The organism is Pseudomonas sp. RL_105y_Pfl2_101 (assembly GCF_963970585.1).
In the GTDB taxonomy this organism is placed as follows: Bacteria; Pseudomonadota; Gammaproteobacteria; order Pseudomonadales; family Pseudomonadaceae; genus Aquipseudomonas.
In genome coordinates this window covers 191,847-209,482 of sequence record NZ_CAXAPG010000004.1, presented here as the reverse complement: position 1 = coordinate 209,482, position 17,636 = coordinate 191,847, and the positions used below count along the sequence as shown (strand labels likewise).

Annotated in this window: 15 protein-coding genes; 8 read left to right on the top strand and 7 right to left on the bottom strand. The window is 62.9% G+C overall.

Annotation, left to right across the window (positions count from 1 at the left end; genetic code table 11):
• Nucleotides 1-19 precede the first annotated feature (19 nt).
• Nucleotides 20-703, bottom strand: coding sequence for a murein L,D-transpeptidase catalytic domain family protein (locus AACY31_RS07320; protein ID WP_339479456.1), 684 nt, complete (start codon nt 701-703; stop codon nt 20-22).
• Nucleotides 704-865: 162 nt separating this feature from the next.
• Here AACY31_RS07320 and AACY31_RS07315 point away from each other — a divergent pair, with 162 nt between their 5' ends.
• On the top strand, nt 866-2,428 hold the full coding sequence (locus AACY31_RS07315; RefSeq protein WP_339479436.1) for a L,D-transpeptidase family protein: 1,563 nt from the start codon (nt 866-868) through the stop codon (nt 2,426-2,428).
• A gap of 2 nt (nt 2,429-2,430) precedes the next feature.
• Here the strand turns inward: AACY31_RS07315 and AACY31_RS07310 are convergent, their stop codons facing one another.
• Entirely contained in the window at nt 2,431-3,063 is a 633-nt protein-coding gene (locus AACY31_RS07310) for an NAD(P)H-dependent oxidoreductase (RefSeq protein ID WP_339479434.1), read from the bottom strand.
• A gap of 86 nt (nt 3,064-3,149) precedes the next feature.
• Here AACY31_RS07310 and AACY31_RS07305 point away from each other — a divergent pair, with 86 nt between their 5' ends.
• The 3 genes from AACY31_RS07305 (at nt 3,150) to nirD (ending at nt 7,302) form a co-directional block, all read left to right on the top strand.
• Nucleotides 3,150-3,773, top strand: coding sequence for a TetR/AcrR family transcriptional regulator (locus tag AACY31_RS07305; RefSeq protein WP_339479432.1), 624 nt, complete (start codon nt 3,150-3,152; stop codon nt 3,771-3,773).
• Between the two features lie 584 nt (nt 3,774-4,357).
• Nucleotides 4,358-6,919 (top strand): nitrite reductase large subunit NirB, encoded by a 2,562-nt coding sequence (nirB, locus tag AACY31_RS07300; protein ID WP_339479431.1) that lies wholly within the window; start codon nt 4,358-4,360, stop codon nt 6,917-6,919.
• Nucleotides 6,919-7,302 carry a nitrite reductase small subunit NirD gene (gene nirD / locus AACY31_RS07295; protein WP_339479430.1) on the top strand — a complete coding sequence of 128 codons (384 nt, stop codon included), beginning with the start codon at nt 6,919-6,921 and terminating at the stop codon, nt 7,300-7,302. The genes nirB and nirD overlap by 1 nt, the downstream gene beginning before the upstream one ends.
• A gap of 244 nt (nt 7,303-7,546) precedes the next feature.
• On the opposite strand, the gene AACY31_RS07290 is transcribed toward nirD, so the two are convergent.
• Genes AACY31_RS07290 through AACY31_RS07275 form a run of 4 tightly spaced genes read right to left on the bottom strand, consistent with a single transcriptional unit; the run spans nt 7,547 to nt 12,169 of the window.
• Nucleotides 7,547-8,014 carry a response regulator gene (locus AACY31_RS07290; protein WP_339479428.1) on the bottom strand — a complete coding sequence of 156 codons (468 nt, stop codon included), beginning with the start codon at nt 8,012-8,014 and terminating at the stop codon, nt 7,547-7,549.
• A complete protein-coding gene (locus tag AACY31_RS07285) occupies nt 8,011-10,323 on the bottom strand; it encodes an ATP-binding protein (RefSeq protein ID WP_339504241.1) in 2,313 nt (770 codons plus the stop codon). The genes AACY31_RS07290 and AACY31_RS07285 overlap by 4 nt, the downstream gene beginning before the upstream one ends.
• Nucleotides 10,320-10,988, bottom strand: coding sequence for a response regulator transcription factor (locus AACY31_RS07280; protein ID WP_339479425.1), 669 nt, complete (start codon nt 10,986-10,988; stop codon nt 10,320-10,322). The genes AACY31_RS07285 and AACY31_RS07280 overlap by 4 nt, the downstream gene beginning before the upstream one ends.
• Complete coding sequence (locus AACY31_RS07275; RefSeq protein ID WP_339504239.1) at nt 10,985-12,169, bottom strand: sensor histidine kinase; 1,185 nt, start codon at nt 12,167-12,169, stop codon at nt 10,985-10,987. The genes AACY31_RS07280 and AACY31_RS07275 overlap by 4 nt, the downstream gene beginning before the upstream one ends.
• Nucleotides 12,170-12,342: 173 nt before the next feature.
• Between AACY31_RS07275 and AACY31_RS07270 the strand changes: the two genes are divergently transcribed.
• The 4 genes from AACY31_RS07270 to AACY31_RS07255 all read left to right on the top strand — a co-directional run bounded on the left by AACY31_RS07270 (nt 12,343) and on the right by AACY31_RS07255 (nt 17,035).
• Nucleotides 12,343-12,864, top strand: a complete 522-nt coding sequence (locus tag AACY31_RS07270; protein ID WP_339491856.1) for an SgcJ/EcaC family oxidoreductase — start codon at nt 12,343-12,345, stop codon at nt 12,862-12,864.
• Nucleotides 12,865-13,090: 226 nt separating this feature from the next.
• Nucleotides 13,091-13,600 (top strand): sigma-70 family RNA polymerase sigma factor, encoded by a 510-nt coding sequence (locus AACY31_RS07265; RefSeq protein WP_339479422.1) that lies wholly within the window; start codon nt 13,091-13,093, stop codon nt 13,598-13,600.
• The gene (locus AACY31_RS07260; RefSeq protein ID WP_339491854.1) at nt 13,600-14,544 is read left to right on the top strand and encodes a FecR domain-containing protein; all 945 of its coding nucleotides are present in this window, start codon (nt 13,600-13,602) and stop codon (nt 14,542-14,544) included. Before AACY31_RS07265 ends, AACY31_RS07260 begins: the two co-directional genes overlap by 1 nt.
• Before the next feature lie 67 nt (nt 14,545-14,611).
• Nucleotides 14,612-17,035 (top strand): TonB-dependent receptor, encoded by a 2,424-nt coding sequence (locus AACY31_RS07255; RefSeq protein ID WP_339504237.1) that lies wholly within the window; start codon nt 14,612-14,614, stop codon nt 17,033-17,035.
• 36 nt (nt 17,036-17,071) lie between these two features.
• Here AACY31_RS07255 and AACY31_RS07250 read toward each other — a convergent pair whose 3' ends face one another.
• Nucleotides 17,072-17,473, bottom strand: coding sequence for a hypothetical protein (locus tag AACY31_RS07250; RefSeq protein ID WP_339479419.1), 402 nt, complete (start codon nt 17,471-17,473; stop codon nt 17,072-17,074).
• Between the last annotated feature and the right edge of the window lie 163 nt (nt 17,474-17,636).

The following is a 17,636-nucleotide window of genomic DNA, read 5'->3' as shown; positions in this document are numbered from 1 at the left end:
AGCGCAATCCCTCACCACCTTAACTGCCGCTGCTGCCAAGAATGCTGGCAACCTGTTGCGGCTGGCAGTTGAGGTACGCCGAACGCTTGAGCCAACTGGGATCTGGGTACCAGGAAAACATGAATTGACCGCCCTTGAGCTTGTCGATCACCTGACGCGCCACCTGGGGGCGTACGGCAGGGCAGCCCAGGCTGCGCCCGATGCGTCCCTGGCGCACGCTCCACAGCGGGTTCACATAGTCAGCGGCATGGATCACGATCGCCCGATCTCGGGCCAGGTCATTGAAGCCTGGCTCCAGGCCGTCCATGCGCAGCGAATAACCGTGGGCGCCCTGGTAGCTTTCCTGGGTGCGAAACAGGCCCAGGCTGGATTGGTAACTGCCCAGGCGATTGGAAAATTGCGTCGCGAAGTTTTCCCCGGATTTTTGCCCGTGGGCCACCAGATCACGCAATACCAGCTTCTTCTGACGCAGGTCGAAGATCCACAGGCGACGGGCCGTAGAGGGTTGCGAGTAGTCGATGACCGCCAGGTGGCGGGCCTGGCTGGCACCATTGGCGACCGCGCATTGCATGGCGCCTAAGGCACTTTTGAGCGCCAGGGGATTGAGTTCTGGCGCGGTGTGGGCGAGGCTGTTGTAGAGTGTTTGCGAATTCGTCTTTTTTTCGGCCAGTGCCGGGCTGCAAATGACGCCCAGCCCCAGTATGACCAGGCAGAGTCGGCGCAAAATGCCCTGTACAGGCGAAGCGTTTGCAGCGTGGTATTCGTTCGCGGCATCCCATCCGATTTCGTTTGTCTGCATAATGGCGGGTCATACCTGTCGCAAAATTGACCGTCAACGAGACGGTCATGGAGTGGAGTAAAGCAGTTGTTCAAAAAGTCCGCATGTTACCTGAGCCTTTTATTGCTCACTGCACCATTGGTCGCGACAGCCGAAGACAGCGATCCGGCACTTGTGCAGACCACACTGGCGCAACTGGCGGTTGCATGCCCAACAATAGCGGCGGGTGTCGGCTTTCAGACGCTGCTCGACTTGCAGGCGTTTTATCAGCAAAACGCAGGCCAGGAAGCCTGGACGGACGACGAACGACGGATGGCGTTGCAGGCCCAGTTGCATCAACTGGCCGACGACGGTCTGGATCCAACGCGCTATAGCCTGCCGTCGCAGGAGGCAGACCAAGGCGTTCATTGTGTCGACATCGCCATCAGCCAGCGCTACCTGCAAGCCTTGCATGACCTGCGTTTTGGCTATTTGCCCCAAGACCGGCTGGAACCGGTATGGAAGGCCAACCCGCCGCCACAGGACCACCAGGCCGTGGTGCTGGCCATCGCCGGGCAGGGCCTGCAGAACATCGCCAGTGCCTTTGAACAGGCCCGACCGAAGCTGGACCTCTATCGCCACCTGCGCGACCTCTACGCCCGGCTGCGGCAACAGCCTTTATCCAGCTGGCAACCCGTACCGGGCGGGCCGCTGCTGCAACCGGACAAGCAGGACGCCCGCGTCCCCGCCCTGGCCCAGCGCCTGTTCAGCGAAGGTTACTTGACTACACCACCGCTGGTGACCGACGAGCACTACAGTCCCATGTTGGTGGATGCGCTGAAGAGCTTCCAGCTCCAGCATTCGCTACAGGCCGATGGGGTGGTGGGGCCGTGGACCGTTACTGAGCTGAACATCAGCCCGGCCATGCGCCGCGAGCAGTTGCGCATCAACCTGGAACGCATGCGCTGGCTGGCCCAGGACGTGGAGGCCGATAGCCTCCTGGTCAACGTGGCGGCGGCCCAACTGACGGTTTACCAAGGTGGCGCGCCGGTCTGGCAAACCCGCACCCAGGTGGGCCGTGCGCAACGGCAGACACCGTTGCTCAAGTCCCACGTCAACCGACTGACGCTCAACCCGAGCTGGACTATTCCCCCCACCATCATGCGCGAAGACAAACTACCCGAAATCCGCCGTGATCCGGAGTTTCTCAACCGCCACAACCTGCGGATCCTCGACAGTGATGGCCTGCCGTTACTGGCAGAGAATATCGACTGGGAGCACCCGGGCAACCTCATGCTGCGCCAGGATCCAGGTCCGAAAAACCCGTTGGGCAAAATGGCGATTCGCTTTCCCAATCCGTTCTCGGTGTACCTGCATGACACACCGAGCCAGGCGCTGTTCAGCAAAGGCCCGCGGGCCGTCAGTTCAGGCTGCGTGCGAGTCGAGCAAGTGATGCACTTGCGTGACCTGCTGGTAAGCCCGGCCGAACGTGCACGCACCGAAAAGCTGTTGGCCACTAAGATGACCCATGAGTTCAGGCTGGCCCGGCCCATGCCGATCATGCTGGGGTACTGGACCGTACAAGTGGACAGCCAGGGCCAGGCGATGTACATCCCGGACATCTATGGGCGTGATGCGAAACTGTCTGCTGCCCATGGCCGTGCCCTCTGAGGTCAGACGCAAGCCCTGGCGATTGGCGCGTGCGTGATCTCGTCGAGCGCTGCGAACACCCGCTGGCCGATGACGCCAGCGGCCTGCAAATGCTGGTGCGGATCGGCGCTTTCCGATTCGAGCAAACGTTGGGCGCTCACCACGCGGGCGCCGCAGTAATCGAAAATCCCATGGTCGATCTGCGTGGTCATCGCCTCACCGTAGCCGTGGCGCTGGAAGCTGTCGGCATCGGCGCCACCGACCGCCACCAGGTGGACCCGCATGTGTTGCAGTTGTTGGACAAACGGCTTGTCGAGGCTGAAATCGAACGCCCAGCCGTTGGAAAACACCCGATCGATCCAGCCCTTGAGCAGCGCCGGCATGGACCACCAATAGATCGGATAGACCAGCACCAACGCATCGGCACGGTCGATCCTGGCTTGCTCGGCCAACACATCCGCAGGCGGCGAGGCCTCTCGGTGATGGACAGCATGGTCGGCAAAACTGAAGCGCGGGTCGAAGCCTTCGGCAGCCAGGTCGGCGATCTCGAACGTATTGGCGGGGTTGGCGCGGGTGATGCCCTCGGCGATTTTTCCGGCCAGGCTGTGGGTGAGGGAACGAGGGTCGTGGTGAGCCACAACGATCAGTGCACGCATGGCGAAACTCCTTCTGGTCACGCAGTCAGGAAGACAGGTATGCTGGGTTAAGTTACGGTTAGTAAGTTACGGTTGGTAAAGTTAGCATGTCAAGCACTGACGAACATTCGCAGTCTTCACCTCGTCGTCGTTTATCCCGGCCTGACCGGCAGCGACAATTGCTGGACGTCGCCTGGCGACTGGTGCGGGAGGAGGGCAGCGACGCCCTGACATTGGCCCGGCTGGCAGACCAGGCGGGGGTGACCAAGCCCATCGTCTACGACCACTTCATTACCCGATCCGGGTTGCTGGCGGCGCTGTACCAGGATTTCGACGCTCGCCAGACTGTGTTGATGGACGCGGCCCTGGACGCCAGCGACGCGACCCTGCTAAGCCGGGCGGCGGTGATTGCTTGTTCCTACGTCGAGTGCGTGCTACTGCAAGGCCGAGAGATCCCCGGGGTGATTGCGGCGTTGACCAGCTCGCCAGAACTGGAACGCATCAAGCGCGAATACGAAGGGATTTTCCTCGACAAGTGCCGCGCCGTGCTGGAACCGTTCGCTGGCAGCAAGGGCATCACCCAGGCCGGTTTGCGGGCGATGCTCGGGGCGGCTGAAGCCCTGTCCAATGCCGCTGCCACCGGGGAGATCAGCGCTCACGAGGCGAAGCAAGAGCTTCTTGTCAGTATCGTTGCGATGGTGGATAGGACCGCCAACATCCCTTCAAACTGAGCCACCGCTATCGCGAGCAAGCCCGCTCCCACAGGAAGTCTGTGCTGAACCCCAGCCCCGCAGCCACCACTTACCCCTGTGGGAGCGGGCTGCTCGCGATGACGGCGGCACATTCAGCATCTTTGTCAACTGACCAACTGATATCGAGCGCAAGTCTCTCCTGAGGGCTGGCTGCACTTTTATGAAGCCGCAGGTGGGGTGATCGCACCATCGCAAGGCAGTTGGCGATGCTTGCTCAGGGGAGGTGGGCGGCGGTTGGCTTGCAGTGCCTGAGCTGGCGTCTTCGCGGGCAGGCCCGCTCCCACAAGGGGATTAGCGGTGAATGCGCGACCGTGAATAGGGCTGGACGAGGTTTGGCACGCTCGCTGCAAGAGACTATCCAGGCCCACCGCGAACACCGTCGAGTGGGCAGCCCCGTCGGTCAACGAAGATCGAGTGCCAGCAAGCCGGGGGACAACGGTAGGTCAGGGCGCAGTCGCCGGACCGATACCGCACAGAACAGGCAAAGACGCCTGAAACCGCAAGGTTTCAGGCGTCTTTTTTTTGCTTTCAAAATCGTAATGGGCTTTTGTCAGGTGCTTTTTATGAATTCCAACGTTGCTTCTCTGAACAAGCTGCAAACGCTGATCGTGATCGGCAATGGCATGGTTGGCCACCACTGCGTCGAGCAACTGATCGAACGCGGTGCCCTCAATCATTACCGTGTTCATGTGTTCAGCGAAGAGCCGATGCGTGCCTACGACCGTGTGCACCTGTCCGAGTATTTCTCCGGGCGCGATGCCGAGTCCCTGGCCCTTGGCGAAGCCTCGTTGTACCAGACCCCCGGCGTCACGTTGCACCTGGGCGTACCGGTGCTGGAAATCGACCGTGACGCACATCAGGTGCTGATCGCACATGATCACCTTCACTACGACAAACTGGTGCTCGCCACCGGTTCCTACCCGTTCGTGCCATCGATTGAAGGCGCCGAAGGCGATTCGTGCCTGGTCTATCGCACCTTGGAGGACTTGGATGCGATCCGGGCCGCCGCCGGCAATGCCCGTCGTGGCGTGGTGGTCGGTGGCGGCCTGCTGGGCCTGGAAGCGGCCAACGCGCTCAAGACCCTGGGCCTGGAGGCCCACGTGGTGGAATTCGCCCCCCGGCTGATGCCGGTGCAATTGGACACCCAGGGCGGCTTGGCCCTCAAGGCACGTATCGAGAAGCTGGGCGTCGGCGTGCACCTGTCCAAGGGCACCCAGTCCATCAGCGCGGGTGAGCAGTACCGTTATCGGATGAACTTCGGCGACGACGACTTTCTGGAAACCGACCTCATCGTGTTTTCCGCCGGCATCCGTGCCCAGGATGCCTTGGCTCGCCAGAGCGACCTGCAGATCGGCCCGCGTGGTGGCGTGGTGATTGACGACCATTGCCAGAGCAGCGATCCGGACATCTACGCCATCGGTGAATGTGCGGCCTGGAACGGCAGCATTTTTGGCCTGGTCGCCCCGGGCTACCAGATGGCCCGCAACGTCGCGGCCCGGCTGTGCGGCGAAAGCTCGGAGGCCTTCACTGGCGCCGACATGTCCACCAAGCTCAAGTTGCTCGGTGTGGACGTCGGCTCCATCGGCGATGCCCATGGCAATACTCCAGGTTCGCGCAGCTTCCAATTCATCGACGAAACCAGCGCCAGCTACCGGCGACTGGTGGTCGATGCCGACGGCAAGCGTGTAATCGGTGCCGTTCTGGTGGGCGACAACAGCTACTACGACACCTTGCTGCAATACAAGCAGAACGGCATCGCCTTGCCCAAGGACGCTGCCAGCCTCATCCTGCCATCGTCCGAAGGCGCCCCAACCCTGGGCCCTGCGGCGTTGCCCGAAACCGCCACCCTCTGCTCGTGCCACAACGTCACCAAGGGCTCGATCTGCTCGGCCATCGACGGTGGCTGCACCGATCTGGGCCAGCTCAAGTGCGACACCAAGGCCGGTACCGGGTGTGGTGGTTGCGCCGCCCTGGTCAAGCAAGTGTTCGAGCATGAGTTGACTGCCCGCGGCGTCAGCGTCGACAAGAGCCTGTGCGAACATTTCGCCTACACCCGTCAGGAGCTGTACGCACTGGTACGGGTGGAAGGGATTATCAGTTTCGACGAACTGCTGGCCAAGCACGGTCGTGGCCACACCGGTTGCGACCTGTGCAAGCCGGCGGTGGGTTCGATCCTGGCGTCATGCTGGAACCAGCCGATCATGGACCCGTCCCTGGTGCCGTTGCAGGACACCAACGACACCTTCATGGCGAACATGCAGAAAAACGGCACCTACTCGGTGGTGCCACGCATCGCCGGTGGGGAAATCACTGCCGACAAACTGATCGCCATCGGCGTGGTCGCGAAGAAATACGACCTCTACACCAAGATCACCGGCGGCCAGCGCATCGACCTGTTCGGCGCCCAGTTGCACCAGTTGCCGGACATCTGGGCCGAGCTGATCGAAGCCGGATTCGAAACCGGGCATGCCTACGGCAAATCCACACGCACGGTGAAATCTTGCGTGGGCAGCACCTGGTGCCGCTACGGCGTGCAGGACAGCGTGCAGATGGCGTTGAACCTCGAGGATCGCTACAAAGGCCTGCGCTCGCCGCACAAGCTCAAGTTCGCGGTCTCCGGTTGCACCCGCGAGTGCGCCGAGGCCCAGAGCAAGGACGTCGGCGTGATCGCCACCGAGAAGGGCTGGAACCTCTACGTGGCCGGCAACGGCGGCATGCGCCCGCGGCACGCCGAGCTGTTCGCCACCGACCTGGATGACGCCACGCTGATCCGCTACATCGACCGCTTCCTGATGTTCTATATCCGTACCGCCGACAAGCTGCAACGGACTTCGGTCTGGCGCGAAAGCCTGGAAGGCGGCCTGGACTACCTCAAGGACGTGATCATCAACGACAGCCTGGGCCTGGGCGCCGAGCTCGAAGCGCAGATGCAACGAGTGGTCGATCGCTACGAATGCGAATGGGCCAATGCCCTCAAGGACCCGGACAAACTCAAGCGTTTCCGCACCTTCGTCAACGACGGGCGCGGCGATCCGGACGTTCATTTCGTCAGGGAGCGCGGCCAGCGCCGGCCGGTTCACGCCCATGAACTCCACCTGATTCCCGTTACCGAGGAGGTGCTCTGATGAGCCAGTCAAACGTCGTTCGTATTCCTGTTCGCGATCTCCAACAACCGCTGCAATGGCGCGCCCTGTGCCGCCGAGACGACCTGGTGGCCAACTCTGGCGTGGTCGCCTGGCACAACGGCAGCCAAGTGGCATTGCTGTACCTGCCCGAGCATCAGGACAAGCCGCTGTACGCCATCGACAACCGCGACCCCAAGTCTGGAGCGAACGTCATCGGCCGAGGTTTGTTGGGCAGCATCAAGGGTGACCTGGTGATTGCCTCGCCGATGTACAAGCAGCATTTCCGCCTGGAAGACGGCCACTGCCTGGAATACCCGGAACAGCGCCTGCGGGTATGGCCAGTGCGACTCAATGGCGACGTGGTGGAGATTGGCGAAGACTGACAAGCACACTGGCTGTACTTATGCAGCATGGCGAGGGCGCTTGCTACCACCGAGCACTGCGCAGGAGCTGCATAGGAGCTGTCGAGTGCAACGAGGCTGCGATCTTTCCCAATACACTTGAGTCTCAAGCGAAAGATCAAAAGATCAAAAGATCGCAGCCTCGTTGCCCTCGGCAGCTCCTACAGGGCCTACCGACAGCGTGTTGTCCTTACTTGCGGTCATGACTCGGCGCCACGCCCCCGGGTCAAGCGGGGCCGACGGCGGGGCGGTGCTGGCGCAACAGTTCGATCTGCTGGGACGGAATCAACTCGCGCAACGCTTTATAGAGCGCCCGGGTTTCCAGCAGGTTCCAGATGCGCAGCATGGTCTCCAGGGCGTCCAGGGGTTTGCTGATGAAATCCCGGGCGCCGAGGGCCAGGGCCCGCAGGCGGGTGTCACGGGTCGCGTCGGCGGTCAGTACCAGGATCGGCAGGTAATCGTTGGCCGGAATGCGCCGGTTGAGTTGCTCCAGCACGGCAAAGCCGTCGAACGCCGGCATGTGCAGATCGAGGATAACCAAATCCGGTTCGAAGCTGTTGAACAGATCGAGCGTGCGCAACGGTTCGGTGCTGCTCAGCACGTTGTGCAACCCTTCGCGGGCCAGCAGTTGTTCCATCAGGTCCAGGTTGGGGCGCTGATCGTCGACGATCAGAATGCGCAAGTCGCGATTCATGCGGGCTCCGGTAGATAGTGCTCGAGGTGGCCCAGGAAGGCCTGGATATGAATAGGTTTGGTCAGGATCGCCGTGGCACCGGCGTTGTGCAGGGCGCGGTGGGTCAGGTCGCTGGCGTCGGCGGTGATCATCAGCACAGGCGTGGTCGCGGTGGTCGGGGACTGACGCAGACGCCGCAAGACCTCCAGGCCTTCGAGGTCCGGCAGGCTGACGTCCAGCAGGATCAGTTGCGGGGTGTGCTGGCGAGCGAGGTCCAGGCCCATCTGGCCTTGCATGCTCGACAACAACTGGATGCCAGGACGGCGTTGCATCAGGGTTTCGATCAGCGCCAGGCTCGACAGGTTGTCTTCGATGCACAGGACTTTGCCGTGATACTCCACAGGCGAACGTGTCACCGCCAGGGCGGCGATGGGCGGCAAATGAGCCCCCACCACCTGGGTGCCAGGCAGCTGCAGGGTGAAACAGCAGCCGTGTCCCGGCTCACTGTGGACCTGCAGGTTACCTTGCATCATTTCCAGCAGGCTCTTGCTCAAGGACAACCCCAGGCCGGTGCCTTCGACCTGGGGATCGGCACCCAGGCGTTCGAAGGGCTTGAACAGTTGGTCCAGCTGTTCCGGGGCGATGCCATGGCCGGTGTCGTTGACGGCGATGCTCACCTGATGGGCCTGGATGCTGACTTCGATGCGCACCTCACCGCCGGGGCGGTTGTACTTGATGGCGTTGGACAGCAGGTTGAGCAGCACCTGAACCAGGCGCTGGCGGTCCGCGAGCACGCCACTGTCGTCGGGCAGCGCAGGCAGTTCGGCCAAGTGGATCCCGGCGTCGGCGGCCATCGGTGAAACCAAGGTCAGGGCTTCGTGCAGCACCGTCGACAGGGCGATCGGTTCGATGTTCAGCGGCAGGCGCCCGGCCTCGATCCGGGCAATGTCCAGCACCTCGTTGATCAATGCCAGCAAGTGCTGGCCGGCCCGCAGGATATGGCTGACCTGGGGGCGTTGGCCGGCGGTGGAGTCCATGTCCAGCAATTGAGCGAAACCGAGGATCGCGTTCAATGGGGTGCGCAGTTCGTGGCTCATGCGCGAAAGAAACTCGCTCTTGGCCCGGCTGGCACTTTCGGCTTCTTCGCGGGCAGTGCGCAGGGCGATCTCGGCAGCGCGGCGGTCGGTGATGTCGCGGGTGATCTTGGAAAAGCCGCGCAGCGCACCGGTGCCATCGTATTGCGCAGTGATCACCACGCTGGCCCAGAAACGGCTGCCGTCCTTTCGGCAACGCCAGCCTTCCTCCATGTAATGACCGTCGCGGGTGGCTTCGCGCAGGGCCATGTCCGGGTGCGCCGGGCACTCCTCGGCCAGGTAGAACAGGGAAAAATGGTGGCCGAGGATTTCCTGCTCGGTGTAGCCCTTGATCCGTTCCGCGCCGGCGTTCCAGGTGGTGACGTAGCCTCGGGCATCTAGCGCGAAGATCCCGTAGTCCTTCACGCCATCAATGATCAGCCGCAGGCGCTCCTCGTTATCGCGCAGGGCCCGCTCGCGTTCGGCGAGCAACTGTCCGGCCTCCACCAGGCGTGTGCCGAGCTGGCCAATTTCGTCCTGCTCCGGCGGTTGCGGCAGCAAGGGTTGACCCAATGCCAGGCGCTGGGCGTTGCCTTGCACCTGCTGGACCCGGGCGACGATGCCCTTCGACAGGAACAGCACCGCGACAATGGCGCCCAGCAGCCCGCACACCGCCGCCAGCAAGGTGGCGAACAACAGGCGCATGCGCGTGGCTGAGGCGGCGGCGCTACGGTCGGCGAGCAGAGCATCTTCGCGTATACGCATGGCGCTGATCTGCTCGCGCAGTACGTCCAGCACCTGTTTGTTCTCGATCAGGATCGCGGTGATGGCCTCGGGGTCGTCGCCCTTGCCGTTGCGCAGCGCGAGCAAGCCGTCGAGTTTGTCGGCGATCAGCGGGGTGATGGTCTTGAGGTGCTCGCGCATCCTGGTGTCGCGAATGTTGTGGTCCAGGCGCCGCAACGCGGCCTGGATCAGCGGCGTGGCCTGTTCGTAGCTGGGCAGGAAATCTTCGCGACGGGTCAGCAGGTAACCGCGCACGCTGGCCGCCGCCTCGGCCAACAGGGTATGAACTGTCTGAATATCACCCTGGACCAGCAGCACCCGGCGCACATCCTCTTCGGCCCGCGCGGTCTGGCGTTCGGTGATATAGATCAGCACCAGCGACAGTAGGAGGACCACCAGGGGCAGGGAGATCACCACCAGAGCCTTGCCACGCAATGGCAAGTCGGCCCAGCGGCGGGCGGCGAGAAACCTCATGGCCATTGCCCGACGGGTTGCGCCACCAGGCCCAGGGCAATGCCGCGCACGGCGGCCTGGGTCCGGTCGGCGGCCCCCAGTTTGCCGATGACACGCTCCACGTGGGCCTTGGCCGTGCCGGGCGCGATGCCCAGTTTTTCGCCGATTTCACGGTTGCTGAAACCGCCCGCCACCAGCCCCAGCACCTGGCGCTCTCGGGCGGTCAGGGCCTGGACCTGGGGAGCGCCATTCGCTCCGCGCTCGGCCATGCGGCGCAGCAGGCGCGCACTGACCGAACTGTTCAGCGCCTCTTCGCCCTGGGCGACCCGTTTGAGGGCGTCGAGCATTTCATCGCGGCTGGCGTCCTTGAGCAGATAGCCGACCGCGCCCGCACCGATGGCGGCTTCGAGGTGGTCGGGGCTGTCATCCATGGTGAAGATCACGACTTTGATTCCGGGCTGGCGCTGCTGCAGGATCCGCGCCGCGCCCAAACCGTTGAGGACGGGCATGCGGATGTCGAGAATCGCGATGTCCGGTTGTAGCCGCTCACACAGGTCGAGGGCTTCCTGGCCGTCGCGGGCCTGGCCGACGACCTCGAATCCCGGGTTGCCAGCGAGCATGCTGATAAACCCGGTACGGGTGACTTCGTGGTCATCGGCCAGCAGCAGGCGCAAAGGTGGCTTCATGGGTGTTCTCCGTGGGCCAGTAGCGGCACGCTGGCCAGTAGTCGGGTGCCGTCGCCGGGCTGGCTGCAACAGCTCAAGTGGCCGTCCAGCAAGTTGGCGCGCTCCTGCATGGCGGCCAGCCCCAGATGGCGGCAGCCGTTGGTTTCTATGGGTTGTTCCAGGGCAAAGCCACGGCCATCGTCCTCCACTCGCAGGCAAGCTTGGCCGTCTTCCACCGTCAACCCCAAGTGCACGTGGCTGGCCTGGGCGTGCTTGAGAATGTTGTTGATGCCTTCCTGAGCAATGCGAAACAGGGCGGTCTCGGTATTGCCCGGCAGGCGCGCGGTGCTGTGTTCGACCCAGTTCACCGTCAGACCCGCCTCGCGCAGGCGATCGGCTTCCTTGTCGACGGCTTTGTACAGGCCGAAATCATCCAGTACGTGGGGGCGCAGGCCACCGATCAGTTGCCGACCTTCGCCGACGCAGCCTTGGGCCAGGTCGAGGATGCTTTGCAACTCGTTCGCCAGTGCAAGCGGCAGCGACGGACAGCGACCGGCGAAGCCCTGCAAGCGCTGATGCAAACCGGCGAGATTCTGCGCCAGGCCGTCGTGCAGGTCATAGGCGACGCGCTTGCGTTCGTCTTCCTGGGCGCTGAACAAGCGGTGGACCAGCTCGGACATGGTCCGCTCGCGGGCCTGGATTGCTTCGAGCAATCGGCTGTTCTCCAGGTGTGCCGCCAACAGCGTCGCGAGCAATTGCAGTGATTCGATGTCTTCGTTGTCAGGCGCTCCGAGGGTCACGCTGTTGCCCAGCAACAAAGCCCCGAATTCTACGCCGTCGGAGGCACGCAACGGCACCCGCAAGACCTGGGGCAGGGCGCTGCCGGGCGATTCCAGCCACTGTGGGCCGGGCGTTTGTGGCTGGGCCAGGTTGGCGAGCAGGTCGAGTCGTTCCGCGCTGCCGTGGCTGGCGAGGGTGCGCAACGGGTGGTCCGGCGCCCACTCCAGCAACAGGCCATGGTCCATGGCCATGAACGCGCACGCCCGTTGCAGCGCGCGCTGGCGCATGGCCGACAGGGGCAACTGCGTCAGTTCATGGCCGGTGCCCAGCAGCAGGCCCAAGCGTGCGGCACGACTTTGCGACTGGCGATATTGGCTGCGGATGGCCAGGGCACTGCCGGGGTCATGGGGTGGGCTTTGCATGGGGAACTCCAGCGTGGAAGAGGACCGGTCCGGTTCGCGGTGGCGCCATTAGAACGTGTCACCGGCACCGGGCCTATCTGCCGAACGGCATAGGCTATTGGCACCGGTTGGCCGATGGCGAAGGCAGGGAGGGCCGGCAAAGTGGGGTCATTGAAACCCAAAGGAACGCTTTGATGAAAATGAAAACCTGCGCCATTGCTGCTTTATTCCTGCTGGCCGCGCCGCTTGTCCAGGCGCTTGAGGCTACGCCCTACGTGTACCGCACGGTGGCCGAGCAGCCCAAGAATGTGAATGATCGCGAGATCGCGGCGCTGTTCGACCGCTGGAACGCCGCGCTGCAAACCGGTAGCGCCACCGCCGTGACTGGCCTCTACGCCCCGGATGCGATTTTGCAACCGACTGTTTCCAACAAGGTGCGCAACACACCGGCGCAGATCCAGGATTACTTCGAGCACTTCCTGGCCGCTCAACCAGTCGGGCAAATCAACTACCGGGAGATCCGCCATCTGGGCCCCGATGCGGCGATGGACAGTGGTGTCTATACCTTCACGCTCACCCAGGCCGACGGTTCCAAGCGCGAGGTCCAGGCGCGCTACACCTTCCTCTATGAGCGCCTCGATGGCCAGTGGAAGATCATCAACCATCACTCATCGGCCATGCCTGAGGCGGCGAAAACCTTGCACGCCAGTCACTGATAGCACTGGTCGCAAAAGACCTGCCTGTGGGAGCTTGCTCGCGATAGCGAAGTATCCGTCAGCATCCATGTTTCTGACGCACCGCCATCGCGAACAAGCTCGCTCCCACAGAGGCCTCTATCAATTCCATCCCCGTGTTTAGACACACTTTGCATAAAGAGCTTGGATTAACGCGCGAACATTAATTAGAATCAGTCTCATTTAAGACTTTGCGCAGGCTCTGGACATGTGTGATGCAGCGACACCGACGGAGCATTCCCTCCATGCGTTATACCGTGACCACGGTAGCTGGCTGGAAGGCTGGCTGCGGCGGCGCATGGGCAATGCCTGGGATGCGGCGGACCTGCGCCAGGATACCTTCCTGCGGGTGCTTTCCAGTTCCCAGACCTTGGCTGACCTGCAAGAACCCCGGGCTTATCTGCTGACCGTTGGCAAACGCCTGCTGAGCAATTTCTACACCCGGCGCAATCTGGAGCAAGCGTATCTCGACGCCCTGGCGAGCCTGCCTGAAGCCTGCGCGCCGTCGCCAGAACAACGCTGGCTGCTGCTGGAAACCTTGCAAGCCTTGGACGAATTGCTCGATGGCCTGGCGCCCCTGGTGCGGCGGGTTTTTCTCTGGAGTCAGCTTGAGGGCTTGGGTTATCGCGAGATCGCCGAGCGCTTGCACGTGTCCGAACGCACTGTAAAACGCTACATGGCCCAGGCCTATGAGCATTGCCTGTTGGTGGACTTCTGATGCGCTCGGCCCCTTCACCCGAAGCCCGCGAAGCGGCGCGGGCAGCGGCTCGCTGGTTGACCCTGATGGAGTTCGACGGGGATGCATTCGACTCGGCGGCCCTGCAACGCTGGCGCGACAGCAGCGCCCATCACGAGGCGGCCTGGCAGAAGGCCCAGCGATTGCGCCAGCGTTTTGCCGGGGTGCCCGCGGCCTTGGGCATGGCAACCCTTGACCGTCCAATGCTGGCTCGGCGCGCGGTGCTCAAGCGCGCATTGGGCGTCGCCGCATTGGTCCCGACCGCTTGGCTGCTGGGGCGAGAGCTGCCGCTGGAGGCCTGGCGCGCTGACTTGCACACCGCCACGGGCGAGCAACGGCGCTGGTCGCTGGTCGATGGCAGTGCGCTGCAACTGAACACCGACAGCGCCGTCGACCTGGACCTCAAGGCGCGGCGCCTGGTGCTGGTACGCGGCGAGATGGCTCTCAAGCTCGCCGGAAACGCGCCGCTGTCCGTTCAATCACCCTATGGGCTCATCACCATCACTCGTGGCGAGGTCTGCCTGCACCTGGGCGAGGGCGATTGCCGGGTGTCGGTGGTCAGCGGCTCGGCGCAACTGCAACCTCTGCGGGGGCCATTGCTGAGCTTGGAAGCGGGCCAGCAGGTCAATATCCAGGAATCAGGCGCGGGGCCAGTGAAGGCGTTCGACGTGGCGCAGCTGGGTTGGCGTGACGGCGTATTGGTTGCGCAGGACCAGCCGCTGGGGCATTTCCTGCGGGAACTTCGCCGCTATCGCCCTGGCGTGTTGCGCTGGGACGAAACCCTGGAACCCCTGCGAATCACCGGCAGCTTCCGCCTGGACAACACCGACCGAATTCTCACGCTGCTTGCAGCCAGCCTGCCGCTGGACGTGCACATGCGCACTCGCTATTGGGTCACGTTGACGCTTCGCAAAAATATGGCCTGAGGCCTGTCCCCTTTTTTTGTCTCGCTTGTCATTCAAGGCAACTGAACAAAAATGAGAGTGCTTTCCAATGTCCGCAGTTGCACCTTTGCGTTTGCGTCCGGCCTTTGTTGGCTGGCGTCCGCTGTTGAACCTGAGCCTCATGTTGAGCCTGAGCGCCAGCCCCTTCTTTATCTCATCGAGCCTGGCCGAAGAACCCACCCGGCGCAGCTATCAGGTGCCGGCGGGCGACCTCAGCGCGGCGTTGACCCGGTTTGCCGGGCTGGCGGGTGTCAACTTGTCGGTGGATCCGACCCTGGTGAATGGTCGCAACAGCGCCGGGCTTTCGGGTGAGTTTGGGGTCGAGGAGGGTTTTGCCCGGCTGTTGCGCGGTTCTGGCCTGCAGTTACAGCCTGTGGGTGAGCAGGCCTACATCCTGATGCCGGCGCCAGAAGGCGGCAGCCTGCAACTGGCACCCACCTCGATTGTCGGCGCCACGGCTTCGACGGACAGCCCGGCGTATGCCGGTGGCCAGGTTGCTCGTCGTGGTTCGCAAGGTTTGCTGGGCACGCGGGACTTCATGGAAACGCCGTTCAGCGTGACCACCTACACCAGCGCGGCGGTCAAGAACCAGCAGGCTCGCACCCTGGCTGACCTGATCGCCAGCGACCCCTCGGTCCGCGCCACCAACCCGGCGGGCGGACGCTTTGAGCAGTTCACCATTCGGGGTTTCAGCCTGTTCAACAGCGATGTCGCCTACAACGGCCTCTACGGCATTTTGCCGACGTACACGATCGACATGGAGATGGCCGAGCGCATCGATATCGTTAAGGGGCCGAGCCAGCTCATCAACGGTATCTCGCCGCGGGGCAGCGTAGGCGGCGGGATCAACATGGTGCCCAAGCGTGCCACCGACAAGCCCATCACCTCGTTCACCGGCAGCTATGCCTCCAACAACCAGCTTGGCGGTGCCGTGGATGTCGGGCGGCGCTTTGGTGAAGAGGACAAGTTTGGTATTCGCTTCAATGGTGTGAAGCAGGCGGGGGACACCGAATGGGATCACCAGAGCGTGGACCGCGAGATGGCGGTCCTGGGCCTGGATTTTCGCGGTGAACGCCTGCGGCTCTCGACGGACATTGGCCGTACCGAGCGTAACACCGACGCGCCCCAGGAACGCGTGCTGGTGGGCGCCAATGCACAGGTTCCTCACGCCGGTGATGTGCGTGACAACTACGCCCAGTCCTGGAGCAAGGCGCGCACCAAGGACACCTTCGGCACCGTGAACGCTGAATTCGACGTCAACGATTCCGTCATGCTGTATGGCGGTGTAGGCGCGCGCAAAAGCGACCATGACTTCCTTCGGCACAACGTTTCGGTCACCAACGACGCCGGTGACTTCACCGTCCAGCCCCGTGACTTTACCCGCGACGAAAATGTCCGGACGGCCACGGCCGGGGTGCGCAACTGGTTCCATACCGGCCCGGTGAGCCATGAGGTCAACCTGGCCGCCAGCTACTTCTACATGGACTTCGAAAATGGCGGCGCCCGTTACGCCAACGGTCGCAGCAACCTGTATGACCCGGTGCAGACCCCGACGCCGAACAACCCGACACGACAGGACAACAAGGTCTACACCGAGAACCGCTTCAGTGGCGTGGCGTTGTCCGACACCCTGGGGCTGTTCGATGATCGCTTGCTGCTGACCCTCGGCGCCCGCTGGCAGCGGGTGAAGGTTGACGACTGGACGAATAACGTCAAGGGCGACACCGCCTACGATGAGGAAAAGGTTTCGCCATCGGGCGGCATTCTGTTCAAGGCCACGGACAAGCTGTCGCTGTATGCCAACTACATGGAAGGCCTGAGCCAGGGCAAGATCGCGCCGTCGACGTCGGCGAACGAGGATGAGATTTTCCCGCCGTTCATCAGCCGGCAGGTCGAGGTGGGGGGCAAGTATGATGCTGGTCCGTTCGCCGTCACCGCTGCGCTGTTCCGGATCAAGCAGCCGGCCTATGCGACCAACGCGACGACACGTGTCTTCGGCCCGAACGGCAAGCGAGAAAACACCGGCGTGGAGTTGAGTGTGTTTGGCGAACCGCTGAAGGGAACCCGTTTGCTCGGCGGCGTGATGTACATCGACAGCGAACTGACCCAAACCACCAACGGCGCCTTTGACGGCAACCGCGCACCGGCCACGCCGAAGTACAACGTCAACCTCGGCGCCGAATGGGACGTGCCGACGGTACAGGGCCTGACCCTGACCAGCCGTGGCATCTACTCCAGCTCGCAGTACCTGGACCAGTCCAACACCAAGCAAATCGATTCCTGGGAACGTTTCGACGTGGGCGCCCGCTACGCGTTCAAGGTCGACGAAAAGCACATTACCCTGCGGGCCAACATCGAAAACGTGGCAGACAAGCGCTACTGGAGTTCGGCCGGGGCGTCGGATGACAGTGGGGCCGGATTGACGCTGTCGACCCCGCGCACCTACCTGATTTCCGCGACGGTGGATTTCTAGGCCAATGCGCCGCTCCAGGGAAGGAGCCGTCTGGGTTCAGATGTCGCGAAACAGATCGTGGGCATCGAGCAGCCGCCAGGCAATCTCGGGGCGTTTTTCCAGACCACGGCGGATGGCGGCGGGAATCGACTGGCGAATCTTGCGGCACAGGCCGGGCTGATCCTGGAATTCAATGGCGATGCCGCGCATGGTCCGCACTTCGTTGTAGCCAGGTTCGACGCTCAGGCGGATCCCCAGGTTTTCGTACAGGCGTTGCTGCAGGCGCTGGAGTTCGTCGAGGCTCTGGATGTTCTCCAGGCGTTCAAGCAGACGCTTTTCTTCCTGGCGATTCAGGCCAAGGATGCGCAGGTCGCTACCAGGCGCTTGCAGCAAGGCATCACGGCCACAATCGCAGACGCCGGGCGGGCAGGGGGGACGGATCGGGATCGACGCGGTCATGGGCTCCACAAAAATCTGCTGCACAACGAAACAGCGAGCTTATCGCCGGCCCAGGCAATGTGATGCCTGGCGGCATGTGGGTCAAGCCTGTTGGAGGGGCCGCTTGTCTGGCGCTGCTGTGGGCGCTTGCTCGCGACAGTGGTGAGTCAGCTTGCACCTTTGT

Bases quoted from the DNA above. Each gene is read 5' to 3' on its own strand.
- AACY31_RS07310 (WP_339479434.1), bottom strand. From the start codon at position 3,063: ATGCGTGCACTGATCGTTGTGGCTCACCACGACCCTCGTTCCCTCACC.
- nirB (WP_339479431.1), top strand. From the start codon at position 4,358: ATGAATTCCAACGTTGCTTCTCTGAACAAGCTGCAAACGCTGATCGTG.
- AACY31_RS07275 (WP_339504239.1), bottom strand. From the start codon at position 12,169: ATGCAAAGCCCACCCCATGACCCCGGCAGTGCCCTGGCCATCCGCAGC.
- AACY31_RS07260 (WP_339491854.1), top strand. From the start codon at position 13,600: ATGCGCTCGGCCCCTTCACCCGAAGCCCGCGAAGCGGCGCGGGCAGCG.
- AACY31_RS07270 (WP_339491856.1), top strand. From the start codon at position 12,343: ATGAAAATGAAAACCTGCGCCATTGCTGCTTTATTCCTGCTGGCCGCG.
- AACY31_RS07280 (WP_339479425.1), bottom strand. From the start codon at position 10,988: ATGAAGCCACCTTTGCGCCTGCTGCTGGCCGATGACCACGAAGTCACC.
- AACY31_RS07305 (WP_339479432.1), top strand. From the start codon at position 3,150: ATGTCAAGCACTGACGAACATTCGCAGTCTTCACCTCGTCGTCGTTTA.
- nirD (WP_339479430.1), top strand. From the start codon at position 6,919: ATGAGCCAGTCAAACGTCGTTCGTATTCCTGTTCGCGATCTCCAACAA.
- AACY31_RS07265 (WP_339479422.1), top strand. From the start codon at position 13,091: ATGTGTGATGCAGCGACACCGACGGAGCATTCCCTCCATGCGTTATAC.
- AACY31_RS07290 (WP_339479428.1), bottom strand. From the start codon at position 8,014: ATGAATCGCGACTTGCGCATTCTGATCGTCGACGATCAGCGCCCCAAC.
- AACY31_RS07250 (WP_339479419.1), bottom strand. From the start codon at position 17,473: ATGACCGCGTCGATCCCGATCCGTCCCCCCTGCCCGCCCGGCGTCTGC.
- AACY31_RS07285 (WP_339504241.1), bottom strand. From the start codon at position 10,323: ATGAGGTTTCTCGCCGCCCGCCGCTGGGCCGACTTGCCATTGCGTGGC.
- AACY31_RS07255 (WP_339504237.1), top strand. From the start codon at position 14,612: ATGTCCGCAGTTGCACCTTTGCGTTTGCGTCCGGCCTTTGTTGGCTGG.